The 18,151-nt window shown below is 66.1% G+C and carries 14 protein-coding genes; 4 read left to right on the top strand and 10 right to left on the bottom strand.

Annotation, left to right across the window (positions count from 1 at the left end; translation table 11 throughout):
• Positions 1-1,179: a helix-turn-helix transcriptional regulator gene (locus HL671_RS02115; RefSeq protein WP_246579456.1), complete on the bottom strand. Its 1,179-nt coding sequence runs from the start codon at positions 1,177-1,179 to the stop codon at positions 1-3.
• A 326-nt stretch (positions 1,180-1,505) separates the two neighbouring features.
• Between HL671_RS02115 and HL671_RS02110 the strand changes: the two genes are divergently transcribed.
• The 3 genes from HL671_RS02110 (at position 1,506) to HL671_RS02100 (ending at position 6,494) form a co-directional block, all read left to right on the top strand.
• Positions 1,506-3,191, top strand: a complete 1,686-nt coding sequence (locus HL671_RS02110) for a methyl-accepting chemotaxis protein (protein ID WP_041750543.1) — start codon at positions 1,506-1,508, stop codon at positions 3,189-3,191.
• A gap of 465 nt (positions 3,192-3,656) precedes the next feature.
• The gene (locus HL671_RS02105; protein WP_012042511.1) at positions 3,657-5,819 is read left to right on the top strand and encodes an anthranilate synthase component I; all 2,163 of its coding nucleotides are present in this window, start codon (positions 3,657-3,659) and stop codon (positions 5,817-5,819) included.
• 135 nt (positions 5,820-5,954) lie between these two features.
• On the top strand, positions 5,955-6,494 hold the full coding sequence (locus HL671_RS02100) for an adenine phosphoribosyltransferase (protein WP_012042512.1): 540 nt from the start codon (positions 5,955-5,957) through the stop codon (positions 6,492-6,494).
• A 12-nt stretch (positions 6,495-6,506) separates the two neighbouring features.
• On the opposite strand, the gene HL671_RS02095 is transcribed toward HL671_RS02100, so the two are convergent.
• The 9 genes from HL671_RS02095 to HL671_RS02055 all read right to left on the bottom strand — a co-directional run bounded on the left by HL671_RS02095 (position 6,507) and on the right by HL671_RS02055 (position 16,816).
• Entirely contained in the window at positions 6,507-7,175 is a 669-nt protein-coding gene (locus HL671_RS02095) for a hypothetical protein (RefSeq protein WP_012042513.1), read from the bottom strand.
• 56 nt (positions 7,176-7,231) lie between these two features.
• Positions 7,232-7,993, bottom strand: coding sequence for a P-loop NTPase family protein (locus tag HL671_RS02090; protein ID WP_012042514.1), 762 nt, complete (start codon positions 7,991-7,993; stop codon positions 7,232-7,234).
• A gap of 263 nt (positions 7,994-8,256) precedes the next feature.
• A complete protein-coding gene (locus tag HL671_RS02085; protein ID WP_172235466.1) occupies positions 8,257-9,450 on the bottom strand; it encodes a M48 family metallopeptidase in 1,194 nt (397 codons plus the stop codon).
• Positions 9,451-9,482: 32 nt separating this feature from the next.
• A complete protein-coding gene (locus HL671_RS02080) occupies positions 9,483-10,040 on the bottom strand; it encodes a LemA family protein (protein ID WP_012042516.1) in 558 nt (185 codons plus the stop codon).
• Positions 10,041-10,219: 179 nt separating this feature from the next.
• A complete protein-coding gene (locus HL671_RS02075) occupies positions 10,220-10,618 on the bottom strand; it encodes a COG4315 family predicted lipoprotein (protein WP_012042517.1) in 399 nt (132 codons plus the stop codon).
• 179 nt (positions 10,619-10,797) lie between these two features.
• On the bottom strand, positions 10,798-11,778 hold the full coding sequence (locus HL671_RS02070) for a small ribosomal subunit Rsm22 family protein (RefSeq protein WP_172235465.1): 981 nt from the start codon (positions 11,776-11,778) through the stop codon (positions 10,798-10,800).
• Positions 11,779-11,841: 63 nt separating this feature from the next.
• The gene (gene smc / locus HL671_RS02065; RefSeq protein ID WP_172235464.1) at positions 11,842-15,306 is read right to left on the bottom strand and encodes a chromosome segregation protein SMC; all 3,465 of its coding nucleotides are present in this window, start codon (positions 15,304-15,306) and stop codon (positions 11,842-11,844) included.
• A 254-nt stretch (positions 15,307-15,560) separates the two neighbouring features.
• On the bottom strand, positions 15,561-16,217 hold the full coding sequence (locus HL671_RS02060; RefSeq protein ID WP_172235463.1) for a DsbA family protein: 657 nt from the start codon (positions 16,215-16,217) through the stop codon (positions 15,561-15,563).
• 119 nt (positions 16,218-16,336) lie between these two features.
• On the bottom strand, positions 16,337-16,816 hold the full coding sequence (locus HL671_RS02055) for a DUF721 domain-containing protein (protein ID WP_041750545.1): 480 nt from the start codon (positions 16,814-16,816) through the stop codon (positions 16,337-16,339).
• 118 nt (positions 16,817-16,934) lie between these two features.
• On the opposite strand from HL671_RS02055, the gene mutY reads away from it, so the two are divergent.
• On the top strand, positions 16,935-18,038 hold the full coding sequence (mutY, locus tag HL671_RS02050) for an A/G-specific adenine glycosylase (RefSeq protein WP_172235462.1): 1,104 nt from the start codon (positions 16,935-16,937) through the stop codon (positions 18,036-18,038).
• The last annotated feature ends 113 nt before the right edge of the window (positions 18,039-18,151 follow it).

Below are 18,151 nucleotides of genomic sequence, written 5' to 3'. Positions count from 1 at the left end.
TCATGAGAGCCGCGTGGAGTCTGCATCGGGACGATCCGCGGCCGGATGTCCAAGCCTCTGCCGTGCTTTTCGCAGGGTCTCAGACGGCAACTCCCCCATCTCCCGGCGATAATCCGAGGCAAACCGACCCAGATTGCCAAAGCCGCATTTGAAGGCGACTGATACGACGCTCGTTCTTGCATCGGGCTTTCCGAGAAGTTCCGACGCGCGCCGCAGTCGCACGCGCTTGGCGAACTGGCCGGGTGATCCACGTCCGGTTTCCGAAAACTCCCGAAAGATCGATCTGGCGCTGACACTGGTGATGCGGGCGATCTTCTCCATGTCGAGCGGCTCGTTCCAATGAGCCTCGATATACGACTCGACGAGATCGACAATGCTGCGGTTGAGGCGCCGCGGGACGATGTGCAGCCGATCGCTGAAGCTGTGTCGATGGGCCAGGAGCAGCCGGGTCATCAAGCTGCGCTCGAGCTCTGCGATCGCGAGGGGGGAGTAGTTCTGCCCGAACTTCTGCAACTCGTCGGCAGCCTTGAAAACGTCCTGGCGAACGAAGGCCATGACAGCCGGATCCGGACTGTCCTCCTCGAAAACCAAGTCTCGATCGCTGCCATCGCCAAGGATGGCTTTCAACAGGCCTTGCAGGGGAGCGGTCTCGACCCTCAGCACCAGCTGGCGGTATCCCGCGGGAAACTTAAGGTCCAGCCTCGAACGACCGGAGACGATCGGACTCCACGCGGCAATCGGGTGGCTTGATGCAGCTGTCCGATAGGACGCTGTCCCCCGGATCGAAAAGAACTGCCTGATGATCGTCGATTCCGGAAATGACACCGACGCGGCGCCGTCATAGGCGCAGAACGCCAGCCCTGTGGCGCTCAGGGACGCGAGGTTGGCCGCAATGCCGAACTCGTCATCGTGAATGTCGAAGCGATCGACGCCGTAGATGGCCATCATACGATCGCGCGCGAATTCGCGGTCTTGCGATCGAAACAACGGATAACGATCGAGATAGGAGATGTCGCGCAATCGGCCCCCGCCCAGTTTGCTTCCTTCACGGGCGCCGCCATCAAGGCCGGTGCGAATCGGCGACGCTGCGTAAGCACATCGCCGTGCATAATCCGGTCGTTCTTGTTCCTCGTCAACGAGCCAGCGTGACGCAAGGTCAGCAGAAGATCGGGCTTCCATCCGTAGTTTCACGGACCGCTTCGTACACGGAGGATCCGGCAGCTACACGACTGCGTGCAACGCTGGCGGCCGGCCGCGCCGGATGTTTGTACCGTCCGCGTGCACAACCGGCGGTGCGCGCGATGCGAATGTGTCAGTGAAGTTAATGGCGCTGGCAGAAATCGGCCATTCTGTCGGCGATCGGACAAATACTTCTATAAATTGAATCAAATAGGTTCCGGCTGTTCTGAGGTGGAGGCACGCTGTGGTGGCATCCATGATCCCAGAGCTTTGCAAGTCCGGATATCGCAGCCGCGGTGGCTGCGCCGGAGGACGGAGTGAAGACAATGTTCGGCCGCAGGACGACGAAGGGTGACGCGCAGGCGATGATCGATGCGATCAGCCGCTCCCAGGCGATGATCGAATTCAACATGGACGGCAGCATCATCACCGCGAACCAGAACTTCCTCGATACGCTTGGATATCGGCTCGAGGAGATCCAAGGCAAACATCATAGCATGTTCGTCGCGCCGGACGAACGGGACAACGCCGCCTATCGTGAGTTCTGGGCGTCTCTTAACTCCGGCGAATTCCAGGCCGGTGAGTTCAAGCGGATCGCCAAGGGGGGACGTGAGGTCTGGATCGAGGCGTCCTACAATCCCATTCTCGACGGCAGCAAGAAGCCGATCAAGGTGGTGAAATTCTCGACCGACATCACGGCGAAGAAGCTACGCAGCATGGCGGACTCGTCCAAGATCGCCGCGATCAATCGCGCCCAGGCGGTGATCGAGTTCACGCTCGACGGGACGATCGTGACGGCCAACCAGAATTTCTGCGACGTGCTGGGCTATCGGCTCGATGAGATGCAGGGTCGGCACCACAGCATGTTCATCGAGGCATCGCAACGCGACAGCGCGGCGTATCGCGCGTTCTGGGCGGCTCTCAATCGCGGCGAATATCAGAGCGGCGAGTACAAGCGCATTGGCAAGGGCGGCAAGGAGGTCTGGATTCTCGCCACTTACAATCCCGTCCTCGATACAACCGGCAAACCGTTCGGCGTCGTCAAATTTGCAACGGACGTGACCGCGCAGAAGCTGAAGAACGCAGATCTGGCCGGCCAGATCGACGCCATCGGCAAGTCGCAAGCCGTAATCGAATTCAACATGGATGGCACGATCATCACGGCGAACGACAATTTTCTACGCGCGCTTGGCTACACCTTGGCCGAAATCAGCGGCAAGCAGCACAGCATGTTCGTCGAGGCAGCGGAGCGCGACAGCGCCGCCTATCGCGAGTTCTGGGCGGCTCTCAATCGAGGGCAATATCAGGCGGCCGAATACAAGCGAATTGGGAAGGGCGGCAAGGAGGTCTATATCCAGGCGTCCTATAATCCGATCCTCGACCTCAACGGCAAGCCGTTCAAGGTGGTGAAATATGCCACCGACGTCACCCGCCAGGTGCTGATCAGGATCGGCAACGAGCGCGTTCGCGCGATGATGGAATCCGTTGCCGCGGGCTCGGAGGAGCTGAACGCGTCGGTACGCGAGATTTCCGAAGCGATGACCAAGTCGCGCGAGACGGCGATCGGGGCCGTGGGGCAGGTGACTGCCGCAGACGGTCAGGCCCAGCGCCTGTCGGACGCAGCCCAGGCCATGAGCGGCATCGTCGAGATGATCAACAACATCACCGGGCAGATCAATTTGCTCGCACTGAATGCCACCATCGAATCCGCGCGCGCCGGCGAAGCCGGACGGGGGTTCGCCGTGGTCGCATCCGAGGTCAAGAGCCTCGCCAACCAGGCCAAGCAGGCGACCGACAAGATCGCCCAGGAAATTGAGAACCTCAACGGCATCTCCGGAGACGTCGTGACGGCGCTCGGCTCCATCAAGCAGGCGATCACCAATGTCAGCGAATACGTCACCTCGACCGCGGCCGCGGTCGAGGAGCAGAGCACGGTGACGAACGAGATGTCGTCCAGCATGGCCCGCGCCGCGGCAGAGGCGCAGGCCTTGGCCGCCAGGGCTACGGCCTAGCCGCCCACGGCGGATGGGCCGCGGAGCGGCGCTTCGCGCGCTGCTGGAAAGCCGAAGGGACGAGCTGCAACAATTGGCGCGCGCTGCCGCCAGTCCCGGCTGTGGCACCTGTGCGACATGCGGGCATGCTGTCCACCCTCCCCCTCCAGGGGAGGGTTGCAGTCGGGCCGGCCCTCGCGGTGCTCGGAGGTCGAGGCGGAGCAATGCCCGTGCAAGGTTTGCCACTGGAGCCAGCCCGGACTGTGGCCCCGCCGCCCTTGACCGCAGGCGTCTCGCGTGGTCATTTCCGCCGTATGAGCACCCTTGTCCGCCCAGCCCGTCTCTGGTGGCGCACCTTGTAAAAGGTGGCCGGTGCGATTTGTCTGACATTCGATCGCAGAGGGGCCGCCACGCAGCGGCGGCTTCTGGTTGGTCCTGTGTGGCGTTTCCTCGGCAAGTTTCGTAAGAGAAGCCCCGAGAGGACCCATGAACAGGACCGTTTTCGCCCTTCCGGCCCGCAGTGACTACCGCACCTCTGGCGGGCTCGCGATCACGCGCGCCGTCGAGCAGTTTTCCGGCGGCGCCAGCCGGCTCGACGATCTGATCGACCTGCTCGACCGCCGCCGCGGCGTGGTGCTGTCCTCCGGCACCACCGTGCCCGGCCGCTATGAGAGTTTCGATCTTGGTTTCGCCGATCCGCCGTTGGTGCTGGAGACCAGGGGGACCGATTTCACCCTGCAGGCGCTGAACCGCCGCGGCGAGGTCCTGGTCGCCTTCCTCAAGGATACCCTGCGCGAGCCCTGCGTGGTCATCACCGCGGCTTCGCCCGCGCGGCTCGCCGGCCACATCGTCCGGGGCCCGGCCCCGGTCGAGGAGGACCAGCGCACAAGGCGCGCCAGCGTGATGTCGCTGGTGCGGGCCATGATCGCGACGCTGTCCGCCAATGACGATCCGCTGCTCGGTTTGTTCGGCGCCTTCGCCTACGACCTCGTGTTCCAGATCGAAGATCTCGTCCAGAAACGGCCGCGCGAGAAGGACCAGCGCGACATCGTGCTGTATGTGCCGGATCGCCTGCTGGCCTATGATCGCGCCACCGGCCGCGGCGTCGTTCTGTCCTACGATTTTGCCTGGAATGGCCAGTCCACGGCGGGCCTGCCACGCGACACCGATGCCAGTCTCTATCTGAAGGAGCCGCGCCAGGGTTTTGCCGATCACGCCCCCGGCGAGTATCAGGCCACGGTGGAGAAGGCGCGCGCGGCGTTCGCCCGCGGCGACCTGTTCGAGGCGGTGCCCGGCCAGCTGTTCGCCGAACCCTGCGAGCGCTCGCCGGCGGAAGTGTTCCAGCGGCTGTGCCGCATCAACCCGTCGCCCTATGGCGCGCTGATGAATCTCGGCGACGGCGAATTCCTCGTCTCGGCCTCGCCGGAGATGTTCGTGCGCTCAGACGGCCGCCGCGTCGAGACCTGCCCGATCTCCGGCACCATCGCCCGCGGCCGCGACGCCATCGGCGACGCCGAGCAGATCCGCCAGCTCCTGAACTCGGAGAAGGACGAGTTCGAGCTCAACATGTGCACCGATGTCGACCGCAACGACAAAGCGCGCATCTGCGTGCCCGGCACCATCAAGGTGCTGGCGCGCCGGCAGATCGAGACCTATTCGAAGCTGTTCCACACGGTGGATCACGTCGAGGGCATGCTGCGGCCGGGCTTCGACGCGCTCGACGCGTTCCTGACGCACGCCTGGGCGGTGACGGTGACCGGCGCGCCGAAGTTGTGGGCCATGCAGTTCGTCGAGGACAATGAGCGCTCGCCGCGGCGCTGGTATGCCGGCGCCATCGGCGCGGTGAATTTCGACGGCTCGATCAACACCGGCCTGACCATCCGTACCATCCGCATGAAGGATGGGCTCGCCGAGGTCCGCGTCGGCGCCACCTGCCTGTTCGATTCCGATCCCGCGGCGGAGGATCGCGAGTGCCAGGTCAAGGCGGCGGCGTTGTTCCAGGCGCTGCGCGGCGATCCGCCGAAGCCGCTGTCCTCGACCGCGCCGGATGCGACCGGCTCCGGCAAGAACGTGCTGCTGATCGACCACGACGATTCCTTCGTGCACATGCTGGCCGATTATTTCCGCCAGGTCGGCGCCAACGTCACCGTGGTGCGTTACGTCCATGCCTTGAAGATGCTGGCCGAGCGCAGCTGGGATCTGATCGTGCTGTCGCCGGGCCCGGGTCGTCCGGAGGATTTCAAGATCTCGACGACGATCGATGCCGCGCTCGCCAGGAAGCTGCCGATTTTCGGCGTATGTCTGGGCGTGCAGGCGATGGGCGAGTATTTTGGCGGCCAGCTCGGCCAGTTGGCCCAGCCGGCGCATGGCAGGCCCTCGCGCGTCCAGGTGCGCGGCGGCCGGCTGATGCAGGGACTGCCGAACGAGATCGTCATCGGCCGCTACCATTCCTTGTTCGTCGAGCGCGACAGCATGCCCGAGGTCTTGACCGTCACGGCGGCGACCGAGGATGGCGTCGCGATGGCGATCGAGCACAAGACGCTGCCGGTCGGGGGCGTGCAGTTCCACCCGGAATCGCTGATGTCGCTCGGCGATGCCGTGGGGTTGAGGATCGTGGAGAATGCGTTCCGGCTCAATCAGCCGGGATGAAACGTGGTCACCGTCATCGTGAGGAGCGTGAGCGACGAAGCGATCCAGACTTGTTTTCTCGCCCCTGGATTGCTTCGCTTCGCTCGCAATGACGAATTCCTCGCGGTCACGGCCAAACAAGGCAACGAGAGCGCGATGACGTTCGATCTGGACATCAAGAACACGGTCCGCACCATTCCGGACTATCCCAAGCCCGGCATCCTGTTCCGGGACATCACAACGCTGCTGGCGGATGCGCGCGCATTCCGCCGCGCGGTCGACGAACTGGTGCATCCCTGGGCCGGGTCGAAAATCGACAAGGTCGCGGGCATCGAGGCGCGCGGCTTCATCCTCGGCGGTGCGGTGGCGCATCAGCTCTCGGCCGGATTCGTGCCGATCCGCAAGAAGGGCAAGCTGCCGCACAAGACGGTCAGCATGTCCTATGCGCTGGAATACGGCACCGACGAGATGGAGATGCATGTCGACGCGGTGCAGCCCGGCGAGCGGGTGATCCTGGTCGACGACCTCATCGCCACCGGCGGCACGGCGGAGGGCGCGGTGAAGCTGCTGCGGCAGATCGGCGCCACCGTGGTGGCGGCCTGCTTCATCATCGACCTGCCGGATCTGGGCGGCGCGGCCAAGTTGCGCGCGCTCGACGTTCCCGTGCGTGCGCTGATCGCATTCGAGGGCCATTGAGGACAGCCGGCCTCAGGACCGCTGCATCAGGACCTCCATCTCGATCTCGCGCAACGCATAGTAATTGCGCCGGATCCATTGGTAGAGCTCGGTGGAGGGATCCTTCTCCTGGCGCAGATAGCCGGTGAAGGAGAACGAGAAGCGCTCGATATAGGTCCGCAGGAAGGCGGGCAGCGCGCCGATGCGCAGATGCTTGCCGCGGCTGTACAGGTCCGGAAGGTCCTCGCGCAGCACATGGTCGTTCTCGACCACGATGAGCTGGGGCCGCGGGATCTGGCGCCGGAGGGCGTCATAGGCGCGCATCGAGACCCGGTCGCCCTCGGCGCAGTACAGCACGACCGGGACCACGCCCCGTCGCGCGGCCTCCTTCAAAAAGCCGATCTCCTCGGACATTTTGAAGAACTCTTCGAACGAGTAGTAGCCGAGGTCGATCACCTTGGCGATGCCATCGTTGAGGATCACGCGATCCATCAGCTGGATCTTGCCGTAGGTGTCCTCGATCGTCGCGGTTTCGGTGACCTGGGGCAGAAAGTCGAGCAGCGACGGCTCGCGCAGCGTGACGTCGAAGGCGAGAACCTGCCCGTCCTTGAGCAGCAGGAACTCGCTCAGCACCCGCGCGAGCAGCGTCTTCCCGGACTGCGGCCGGGGCGAGCAGACGATGTAGACGGGCGTCGCGGGCATCAGACCTATATCAGGTCAAATGCGCTTGCGATAAAGTCCCATCATTCACGGAAACGCTATTTTTCCCCGGCCGGCCGCGGCGTCGCCGCCTTCGTCGATCCGACGATGTCGGTCAGCTTGATGCGATCGTACTCGCTCCAGACGTTGGCGAGCCAATGCCGGACATAGCCGCGCAGCACGAAGGAGTAGTTGGCGGCCTCGTCACGGGGGCCCTTGTTGGCGACGAATTTGAGGAACGGCACCGAGGCGACCTCGACCTGCTCGAATGCCATCTCGTTGAGCTTGGGAATGGTCAACTCGGTCGCGTCCTTGATGCGGTGGAAGTAGGAATTGTAGGTCGACTGGTCCCACTCGAAGAAGCTGGTGTTGTTGATGAAGTTCTTCACCAGGAAATATTTCGCGCCGATCATGTAGCTCGCCGTCTCGGCGATTTCGTCCAGCGAGGCGATCGACGAGCCCAGGATGTGGAACACCGCGAAGGTGATCTGGCCGGAGCGGGCAGCGTCGAGAAAGCCGATATCGCGCAGCGCCGCGAGCGTCGGCGACATCAGGCCGGCGCGGACGTCGATCACGGTCACCGAGGGCGCCACCGCGCTCAGCGTGTCGAAAATCTTCATCTGGTCCGGCGTCGAATTCATGTCGACGATCTCGGTGATTTCCGGGTGGAAGCGCTTCAGGGTGCCGCGCGGATGCTCGGTGTCGAACGCCCGGGTGGGCACGTTGTTGGCGCTGAAATAATCGAGCAACGTCCGCGACACCGTGGTCTTGCCGACCCCACCCTTGTCCGCGCCCACCACAACCACTGCCGGTTTCGCCATGGAAAGTCCTTCAGCCTTGAGGCCGGCCAGCGGGCCGGCGCATTGCATTCTGCTTTGGGCGCGAACATGGCAGAAACGCTGAAGAATTCAAATTCATTGCAGCACGGGAGCGGCGAATTTTGCGCTTTTGCTGCAACAGACCGACGTAATCGGAAGCATTCCGGCCGAAATCGCGCTCCGGCTCGGACACACTTGAGAGGGAGTGGCAGAACAGCCGCACGCTGTGCGCGATCAGTGCGCGAACCCTGCCTCGGTCCGCCGGGTCAATGTCTGCCCCAGGGGCCGGAGGCCGGCGTGGTCCAGGGACCCTGAGGGGCGTCTGCTGGCGCGGGAGAGGCGTTCGATTGGCCCGCATCGCTCCAGGGGCCTGATGGGGGCAGCGGAGGCGGAGCATTCTCGTCCGTCGGGGCAGCGTCCCCCTCGGCGGCCTCGGACGGCAGCGCCAGCGGGCCCGGATCATGGCCGCCGGCGAATTTGATCAGCGCCTGGACCCGGGCATCGACCGAAGGGTGCGTGGCGAACAGATCGGAAAACCCCTCGCGGGGATTGTCGACGCACAATTCCATGACCGCGGAGGTTGCGCCGGGCAGCTCGCCGCGGCCTTCGATCTTGCGCAGTGCGTTGATCATGGCGTCGGGGTTCTTGGTGAGCTCGACCGCGCCGGCGTCGGCGAGATATTCGCGGGTACGCGACAGGGCCAGCTTGACGACCTGGGACAGCAGCCAGGCCAGCACGATCAAGACGACGGCTACGATCACCACGATGATCGCCCCCCCGCCGGAGCCCTTGCGATCGGAATCGGACGATGACGAGGAGGAGGACGAGGAGGAGCGGCCCCAGCCGCCGCCCCAGCTCATATTGGTGAACAGGCGGAAGAACAATTCGCCGAAGAAACCGACCACGCCGGCGATGATCACCGCCACTACCATCAGCTGAACGTCGCCGTTGCGGATATGGGTCAGCTCGTGACCCAGCACCGCCTCGATCTCCTGGTCGTCCAACGCCGCCAGCAGGCCGGTCGTGACCGTGACCGCATATTGCCGTGGGTTCAGGCCGGTGGCGAAGGCGTTCAGCGCCGGGCTGTCCATGATCTTCAGCTGCGGCATGGTGATGCCGCGCGAGATGCAGAGATTTTCGAGCAGATTGTACAACCGCGGCTGCTCCTGGCGGGTCACGGCGTGGCCCCCCGTCACTGCATCGATCATCTTCTGATGGAAGAAATAGGCGATCACGATCCAGGCGGCCGCACCGAGCGTGGCCCAGGGCAGCGCCTTGACCAGGTCGCGCGTGGCGGCGTTCATGTAATCGGCGACGCTGCCATTGCCGTTGATCATCACCTCCGCGATCAGCGCGCCGGCGAACACCAGCACATAGATCAGCAGGAAAAGGCCGCCGAGCAGCAGCACCGAACGGGTCTTGTTCGATGCGATATGGGTGTAGAGACCGTAGGCAGCCATGACATCGGCCTTTCAGGCGCGAAGGCGCTGGCTCAGAACTTCACGCTCGGCGCGGCTTCGAGCTCCGTCCGGCTGGCGCCGAGGTCGAAGAATTCCTTGCGGGTGAAGCCGAAGGTGCCGGCGAACAGCGCCGCCGGCATCTGCTGGATCCCGGTATTATATTCCGACACCGCATTGTTGAAGAACCGGCGGCTGGCGGCGATCTTGTTCTCGATGTCGGACAGCTCGCCGGCGAGCTGCTGGAAATTGGCATTGGCCTTGAGGTCCGGATACGCCTCCGAGAGCGCAATCAGGCGGCCGAGAGCGCCGGACAGCTGGCCTTCGGCGGCAGAGACCTGGGCCGGGCCTTGCGCCGAGATGGCCGCATTCCGGGCCTTGATCACCTCGTCCAGGGTTCCCCGCTCATGCGAGGCGTAACCTTTCACCGTCTCGACCAGGTTCGGAATCAAATCGTGCCGCTGCTTGAGCTGGACGTCGATGTCGGCAAAGGCCTGGCTGACACGCTGGCTGAGCGCCACCAGACGGTTGTAGGCGCTGAAAGCGAACAGCACGAGAACGACAAGGATGCCGAGAATGATCCAGCCGGACATGAAGGGCTCCGAAGGCGGAAGGGCAAGGCGGCCGCCAAGCGGCGGCGCCGTCGGTCCTCAGGCGGACCGGCGTGCATTGGTCGCAGCAGGGTGCGCGACCGTTCAAGCCGGGTCGGGCCAGGCCGTCCGTTCGGTGGTCGCCCGACGCTCCGGGGTCCTCCGGACCTGATCCGGTCGGCTCAATAAGGGCGGGCGACGCGCCATTGCTGGGCGGAATCGGTGCCCTTGATGTCGCCGGGGGCGCTGTCGAGCTGCGAGGTGTAGAGCGGGCGATAGCGATAGGCCCACATCTTCTTGCCGTCGCTGCGGGTGATGATGGTGAAATCGCCGCTCGCGACGGCGTTGTCGGGCGCGATCAGCGGCGGGCGCTTCTGGGCGCATTCGCCGTCGCAGGTCGACTTGTTTCCGGTGTTGTCGCGCTCAGTATAATAGAGCGTCATGCCCTTCGGATCGGTCAGGACCGGGCCGTTCTTGCCGATGATCGCCTTGGCCGGCGGACCCTCCTGCTTCGGCGGCGGCGGTGGTGCCGAGGACTCACCGCCATGGCCGCCGGCGAAGGCGGTTCCTGCCGAAACCAGCAGCATTGCAGCGATCGTCATCGTCCTGAACATCGACACGCGTTCCCTTGTGAGCAGCGCCTTCAGCGCCCGTTACAGCCCACCGTAGCAAGCGCGGATTTCTCGCGGGTTTCGCGAAGTCGACAAAATGAGCGACCAACGCCACGCGATCTTAACCATGTCGGGTCGCGGATCTCGGGCTAAGGCGGCGTCACGCCGTCGCCCCAGTCCCAGCGCCGGGCCGCGGCAAAAGCCGGCTTGTCGCGACGGGGAATGCTGACGACGGCCGCGGTGCCATCGGCACGGCACAGCTTCGCCGTCGCACCGACCTTGGTGACCAGGGGCTGCGCGAGCACGCGGGCGCCCGGCCGTTGCGAGGCCGGCTGGCGCGTCAGGGCGATGAAGCTGAACTTCTCGTCCTCGAACGGGACGTCCGCGCCTTTCAGCTCGCGATGCGCCCGCGAGCGCGCCAGCCGCTGGACGAAGTGGCACCAATCCGGTGCGATCAACGGACACGCCGCCGCATGCGGGCAGGGGGCCGCGACATGGGCTCCCGTTGCGATCAGGCGGTCGCGCGCCGCGATGATGCGCTGATAGCCGGCGGGCGTGCCGGGCTCGACGATCAGGAGCGTGCCGTTGGTTCGTGCCCATAACGCGTCGATCGTCGCGGCGCGCTCGACCTCGGTCAACTCACCGATCATGTAGCTGGCGATGACGAGATCGGCGCGCTCAGCACGGTCCAGCAGCGTCCGCGCCGGGCCGAGCGCGTAGGTGAGACCGCGGAGGCGCGTCGCGTCGTCCGCGAGCGCCATGGCCAGCGAGCGCAAGGCGGGATTGGAATCCATGGCGCTGTACGATGCCAGCGAGGAGAACGCTTCCGCCGCCGCGAAGCTCGCGGTGCCTGGTCCGGCGCCGACATCGAGCAGCGACGCCGGAGCGAAATCCGGGTTTGCCTGCATCAGGGCATTCAGGCTGGCCGCGACGGCGGCGTAGGTCGCCGGCATCCGCACCGTGGCATAAGCGATGGCGTCGGCCTCGCTCGTGATCGTCCCGGAATTGCCACCGCTGCGATAGGAAGCCGAGATGCGGCCGGCGCGCTCTCCGGCGTCGCGTCGCGACTGTCCGTGCAGCCTGGCTTCCAAAGCGGACTTCAGCGCCGCCGGCAGATCAGGAGAGATCATCGGTCCTCTCCACGCGTCATCCCGGGCGCCGCTGACGCAGCGACCCGGACCGACAGAACAGGATCACGCCACCTGCTGGTCGAGGATCTTCACGGCCTCGTCGAGCGCGACCGAGACGAGCTGCGACACGCCGCGCTCGGCCATGGTGACGCCGAACAGCCGGTTCATGCGCGCCATGGTGATCGGGTTGTGGGTGATGATGATGAAACGGGTCTCGGTCGAGCCCTTCATCTCATGCAGCAGGTTGCAAAAGCGTTCGACGTTGTGGTCGTCGAGCGGCGCGTCGACCTCGTCCAGCACGCAGATCGGCGATGGGTTCGTCAAGAACACCGCGAAGATCAGCGCCATCGCGGTCAGCGCCTGCTCGCCGCCCGACAGCAGCGACAGCGTCTGCGGCTTCTTGCCCGGCGGCTTGGCGATGATCTCGAGGCCGGCCTCGAGCGGGTCGTCACTCTCGATCAGGTGCAGCGCCGCCTCGCCGCCGCCGAACAGCTCGGTGAAGAGACGCTTGAAGTGATCGTTGACGGTCTCGAACGAGGACTGCAGCCGCTCGCGCGCCTCCTTGTTGAGGCTCTGGATGCCCTGGCGCAGCCGCTTGATGGCCTCGACGAGGTCGTCGCGCTCGGTGGTCAGCGCGGTGTGCGAGCCCTCGACCTCGGTGAGCTCCTCCTCGGCGCGCAGATTGACGGCGCCGAGCCGCTCGCGGTCGCGCCGCAGCTTCTCCAGGGTCTCTTCGATCTCGTGCAGCGGCGGCAGCTCGGTGTCCGGGCCGATCTCGGCCATGGCGGCGACGGCCTGCGGCTCGCATTCGAGCATGTCGTGGATCTCGCGCTCGACATCGGCGACGCGACGCTTGGCGCTTTCCAGCCGCTCCTCGGCGCGGGCGGCGGCCTCGCGCGCCTTCGACAATGCTTCCAGCGAGGCCTTGGCGGCGCGATCGGTGTCGCCCATCGCGGTCTCGGCCTCGGCCAGCGCGTCGGCCGCGACCTGGCGCTCTTCCTCGGCGATGGCGAGCTCGTCGATCAGGGCACTGCGCTTCTCGGCAAAGATCTCCGGCGCATTCTCCAGCTCGGCTCGCTCCTCCTTCACCTCGGCGATGCGCGCCTCGATGGTGGCGATCTGCGAGCCGGCGCCGCGGATGCGGTTGAACCAGTCGTTGCGCTCGGTGATGATCGCCTGGACGCGGCGGTCGGCGAGTTCGGCTTCGCGGGCCAGCGCCTGGGCCTCGGCGCGGACCTGCGCCGCGGCGCGGCGCTTGGCCTCGATCTCGGCGCGCACGGCCGCCAGCCGGCCATCGGCTTCGGTGGTCGGCGGCAGCTCCTCAATCGCCTCCAGCGCATTCTGGTGCAGCTCGGCGATCTCGGCGCGGTCATGGGCCAAGCGAGTGGACGCCTCGACCAGCGCCGATTTGCGCGCCGAATGGCGGTTGATCTCGCGCTCGGCATTGGCGTGGCGCTCGCGCGCCGAATTGACCTCGCGCTGGGCGGCGCGCCAGGCTTCGCGCGCGGCGCTCTCGGCTGATGTCGCCGCCTTCACCTCGGCCTCGGCGCTCTCCAGCGCCTGGCGCTTGTTCGTCGCATCGATGCGCGCCTGCTCCAGCTCGGCCTCGATGTCGATCAGGCGGGCGCGCTCGGCAAGACGGCGGGCCGCGCCGGTCGGCGCATGCGCGGCGGCGATGAAGCCGTCCCAGCGCCAGACGTCGCCTTCCGGCGACACCAGCCGCTGGCCGGTGCGCAGCTGCGACACCAGCTGGGCACCGCGATCGCGCGACACGACGCCGATCTGGGCGAGCCGCCGCGACAGCTCCGGCGGCGCCTGGACATAGGCCGCGAGCGGCTCGACGCCATCGGGCAGCGCGGGATCGGTGACCTCGGCGCCGGCCACGGTCCAGTGCATCGGCGCGGAGGCATCGACGGGTGCATCGAGATCGTCGCCGAGCACGGCACCGAGCGCCTTCTCATAGCCCTTGGCGACGGTGACGCCGTCGATGATCGGCGGCCACAGATTCTTGGTCTCGCTGTTGACCATCTTGGAGATGGTGCGCGCCTCGGTCTCCAGCCGCTGCGCACGCTTCTCGGCCTCGGCGAGCGGGGCGCGCGAGGCTTCGAGCTTCTGCCGCGCGGCGGCCTGCGCCGACTCGTTGGTCTGCACCGCGGCCTCGGCCTGCGCCTCGGCCTCTTCGGCCGCTTCGAGCGCGGCCGCGAGCGTGTCGAGGTCGCCGAGATGGGCGGTCTCCTGCGCCAGCCGCTCCTCGTCGGCGCGGACATTGGCGATGTCCTGGTCGAGGCGGGCCAGCCGGTCGCGATGGCTGCGGACGTTGGCTTCGAGCTGGTTGCGCCGCGCGGTGAGATCGGCGAGCTGCGTCGTCAGCTCGGTGAACTGGCGCTCGGTCTCGGCGAGCAGCGCCTCGGCCTCGGCGACACGCTCGTCGACGCCGCTACGCATTTCGACGCGCGCCTTGATCTCTTCCTTCAGCTCCGCGTCTTCGGTCTCCAGGCGCTGCAGCGCGACCTGGGCATCCTGGTTCTGCTGCTGCTCGCGCGCGACGTCGGCAGTGAGCTGCATCAGGCGGCGGTCGAGCTCGCCGGCGCGCTCCTTGGCGCGCAGCTCCTCGCGGTCGAGTAGGTCGCGGGCATTCTTCAGCCGCTGCATCGTCGCCGCGGCACGGGCCTCGGCCTCGCGCAGCGCCGGCAGATGCGACGAGCGGATGGCCTGGATGCGGGCCGATTCGGCCTGCTCGCGGGTCCGCTCCGCCATCTCGCGCACGCTGAGATCGTGCACCCGCGCGGCGTCGTTGAGGTCGGCATGCGCGCCCATCCAGCGCAGATGATAGAGCGTGGCTTCCGCCTTGCGCACCTTGGCTGCGACCTCGCGATAGCGGATCGCCTGGCGCGCCTGCTTGCGCAGGCCTTCCATCTGGCCGGAGAGCTGACCGATGACGTCCTCGACGCGCAGCAGGTTCGTCTCGGCCGCCTTCAGCCGCAGTTCGGCCTCGTGGCGGCGCGCATGCAGGCCGGCGACGCCGGCGGCGTCTTCCAGCACGCGGCGGCGCTGCTCAGGTTTGGCTTGAATGATCTCACCGATCTTGCCCTGGTGGACCAGCGCCGGTGAGCGCGCGCCGGTGGCGGCGTCGGCGAACAGGATCTGCACGTCGCGGGCGCGCACGTCGCGGCCGTTGATGCGATAGACCGAGCCGGCCTCGCGCTCGATGCGGCGCGAGATTTCGAGAATGTCGCGGTCGTTGACGGCGGCCGGCGCGGTGCGATCGCTGTTGTCGATCGTCATCACCACTTCGGCGTGGTTGCGCGCCGGACGGGTGTTCGAGCCGGAGAAGATCACCGCGTCCATGTCAGCCGCGCGCAGAGATTTGTGCGAGGTCTCGCCCATCGCCCAGCGCAGCGCCTCGACCAGATTCGACTTGCCGCAGCCGTTCGGACCGACGACGCCGGTGAGGCCGGGTTCGATCACGAAATCAGTCGGTTCGACGAACGTCTTGAAACCGTGAAGACGAAGACGCGTGAGTTTCATGCACAGATTCTCTGTTGGCGGGAGACGAATCTCCCAGCCCCGACAATACCATGGAAGGCAATGTCAATGTGGACTGAGTCGCCGGGGGCCGCCCGTTCTAGGGGCCGGACAATGGCGATGGGCGGCCCGCGGGGCAACCCGTCGGCCCTGCTTTTCCAAGGCTTTCTCGTGGCAACGGGCCCGCCAAACAGAAGCGGCCCCACGAAGGGGCCGCGCTGTGTCCTCCAGGACTCAGTGAGTCCTGCTGATTCGAATCAGCTCTTGAGAAGCGGGTTGATGCGCTTCTGAAACTCCTCGATCGAGGATTCGCCTTTGATCTTCTCGCCATTGATGAAGAAGGTCGGCGTCGAATCCACTCTAAGAATGTCGCTCGCGTATTTCTGGTCGGCGGCGATCTTGTCGAGCAGCGCCTGGTCCTTCAGGCAGGCTTCCACCTGCTGCTGGCTGAGTCCGGCCTGCTTGCCGATCCGGGTCAGGGTCTCGGTGGTGTTCTTCACCACCCAGTCGTTCTGAGAACGGAACAGCATGTCGGTGACGGCAAAATACTTCTGCGCGTCGCCGTTGGCGATGCAGCGCGTCAGCATCGAGCCGGCGGCGGCCTTGATGTCCAGCGGGAACTCGCGGAAGATGTAGCGCACCTTGCCAGTATCGATGTACTCGGCTTTCAGCTTCGGGAACACGGTGGCGTTGAACGCGGCGCAATGCGGGCAGGTCATCGAGGCGTATTCGGTGATGGTCACCGCGGCGTCTGCCGGGCCGAGCGCCATGTCGGGCAGCGATTGCGGCTTGGCGACGTCGGCCGCGCTCTGCGCCAGGGCCTCCGAGATCAGCCGCAGCGGGGTAAAGCCGGCCAGCGCGGCGAGGCCGGTCAGGGACAGGGCAGCGGTGAAGGCGCGGCGGGTGATGATCAAGGCTTCTGCTCCGAAATGGGCGCATCTCGCGCCTGAAACACTCGTAACTCGGCTTTTCGCTAGCTTGAAACCCCGTCTGAGGCAATGCCGGGCCGCAAGGGTGGATCAAACAGCGAACGTCAATTTCGCTTGATGGCGGCGCCGAGCCGCGCCAGCGCGTCGCGCAGCGCATCGTCCTCGATCGCCGTCAGGGTCTGCGCCACTTTCGAGACCGTCGTCGGATCGGGCGGAGCAGGGCGGCGCTTCACCGGCGGCCGGGTCAGCGGGCCCTGGCGCAGTGCCAGCTTGCCCACCGCGTGCCAGCCGAAGAAACGGTTGACCCGTTCCAGGATCGCGTCCGACGAATGCTGGATCTCCAGCGCCATCGGCCCCTCGACGCGCAGGATCAAGGTCGCCGGTTCCTGCGGCTGGCCCTCGACCGGGCGCGGCCATTGCATCTTCAACGGCTGGGCATGCTCGGCAATGTCGCGGCCGGCGATCTCCGGCCAGCGCGTGACCAGCTCGCGCGCGGCAAAGCCCTGCTTGGCATAGGCGGCCGACAGCACGTCGCCCATCATGAGCGAGAGAGGCTTTGCGGTGAGGCGGCCGGGCTTTGCCATGATGAACAGGGTTCTCGCGTGCGATCGTCAACCCGGGCGCGAAGAAAGCCGTGGATGCCGCGGACCAGACCGCTGTCCAATGGGGCGACGATGGCTCCTGACGTACTAGATTAAGCCAATGGTGTCATCAGCCCTTCCTTCCAAGCGCAAGAGCCAGCCAGAGAATCGTGCCTCCACCGCGCGCCCCGCGCAACTGCTCGCCTGGTACGACCGCCACCGCCGGCGGCTGCCGTGGCGCGCGCCGGCCGGGCAGCGCTCCGACCCGTACCGGGTCTGGCTGTCCGAGATCATGCTGCAGCAGACCACGGTGAAAGCGGTCGGCCCGTATTTCGAGAAGTTTTTGGCGCGCTGGCCGGATGTCTCCGCGCTCGGCAGCGCCGAGCTCGACGACGTGCTGCGGATGTGGGCCGGCCTTGGCTATTACTCGCGGGCGCGCAACCTGCATGCCTGCGCCGTCACCGTGCTGCGCGAGCATGGCGGCGCGTTCCCGGACACCGAGGAGGGGCTGCGCAAGCTGCCCGGCATCGGCCCGTACACCGCGGCGGCGATCGCCGCGATCGCGTTCGATCGGCTGACCATGCCGGTCGACGGCAACATCGAGCGCGTGGTCTCGCGGCTGTTCGCGGTGGAGGAGGCGCTGCCGCAGGCCAAGCCGCAGATCCAGGCGCTCGCGGCCACTTTGCTGGGGCCGGCGCGCGCCGGCGACAGCGCCCAGGCACTGATGGACCTCGGCGCCACCATCTGCACGCCGAAGAAGCCGGCCTGCTCGCTCTGTCCCTTCAACGAGGATTGCGCCGCGCGCGAGCGCGGCGACCAGGACACGTTCCCGCGCAAGGCCGCCAAGAAGACCGGCACGCTGCGGCGCGGCGCCGCCTTCGTCGTCGTCAGAGGTGACGAACTCCTGGTGCGCTCGCGCCCCGCCAAGGGCCTGCTCGGCGGCATGACCGAGGTCCCCGGCTCGGACTGGCTCGCCGGCCAGGACGATGCCGACGCGCTGGCACAAGCGCCAGAGCTGGCCAGCGTCAAGCACTGGCACCGCAAGCTCGGTGTCGTCACCCACGTCTTCACCCATTTCCCGCTGGAGCTCGTGGTCTACACCGCAACCGTGCCGGCCCGCACCCGCGCGCCCGACGGCATGCGATGGGTGCCGATTGCGACGCTCGACGGCGAGGCGCTGCCGAACGTGATGCGCAAGGTCGTCGCGCATGGGTTGGGGGAGTGATCTCGCCGCTGCTGACACAAGGCTGGCAGTCTTGCGCAGCGAACGATCGCTGTGTGGATGCCAAATCTCTCTTCCGTCATTGCGAGCGCAGTGTTCAGCCCGGGGACATGGCT

This window comes from Bradyrhizobium denitrificans, from assembly GCF_013179005.1.
GTDB classification, from domain to species: Bacteria; Pseudomonadota; Alphaproteobacteria; order Rhizobiales; family Xanthobacteraceae; genus Bradyrhizobium; species Bradyrhizobium denitrificans.
The sequence above is the reverse complement of the archived record's forward strand: the minus strand, read 5'-3'. Positions and strand labels throughout refer to the sequence as shown.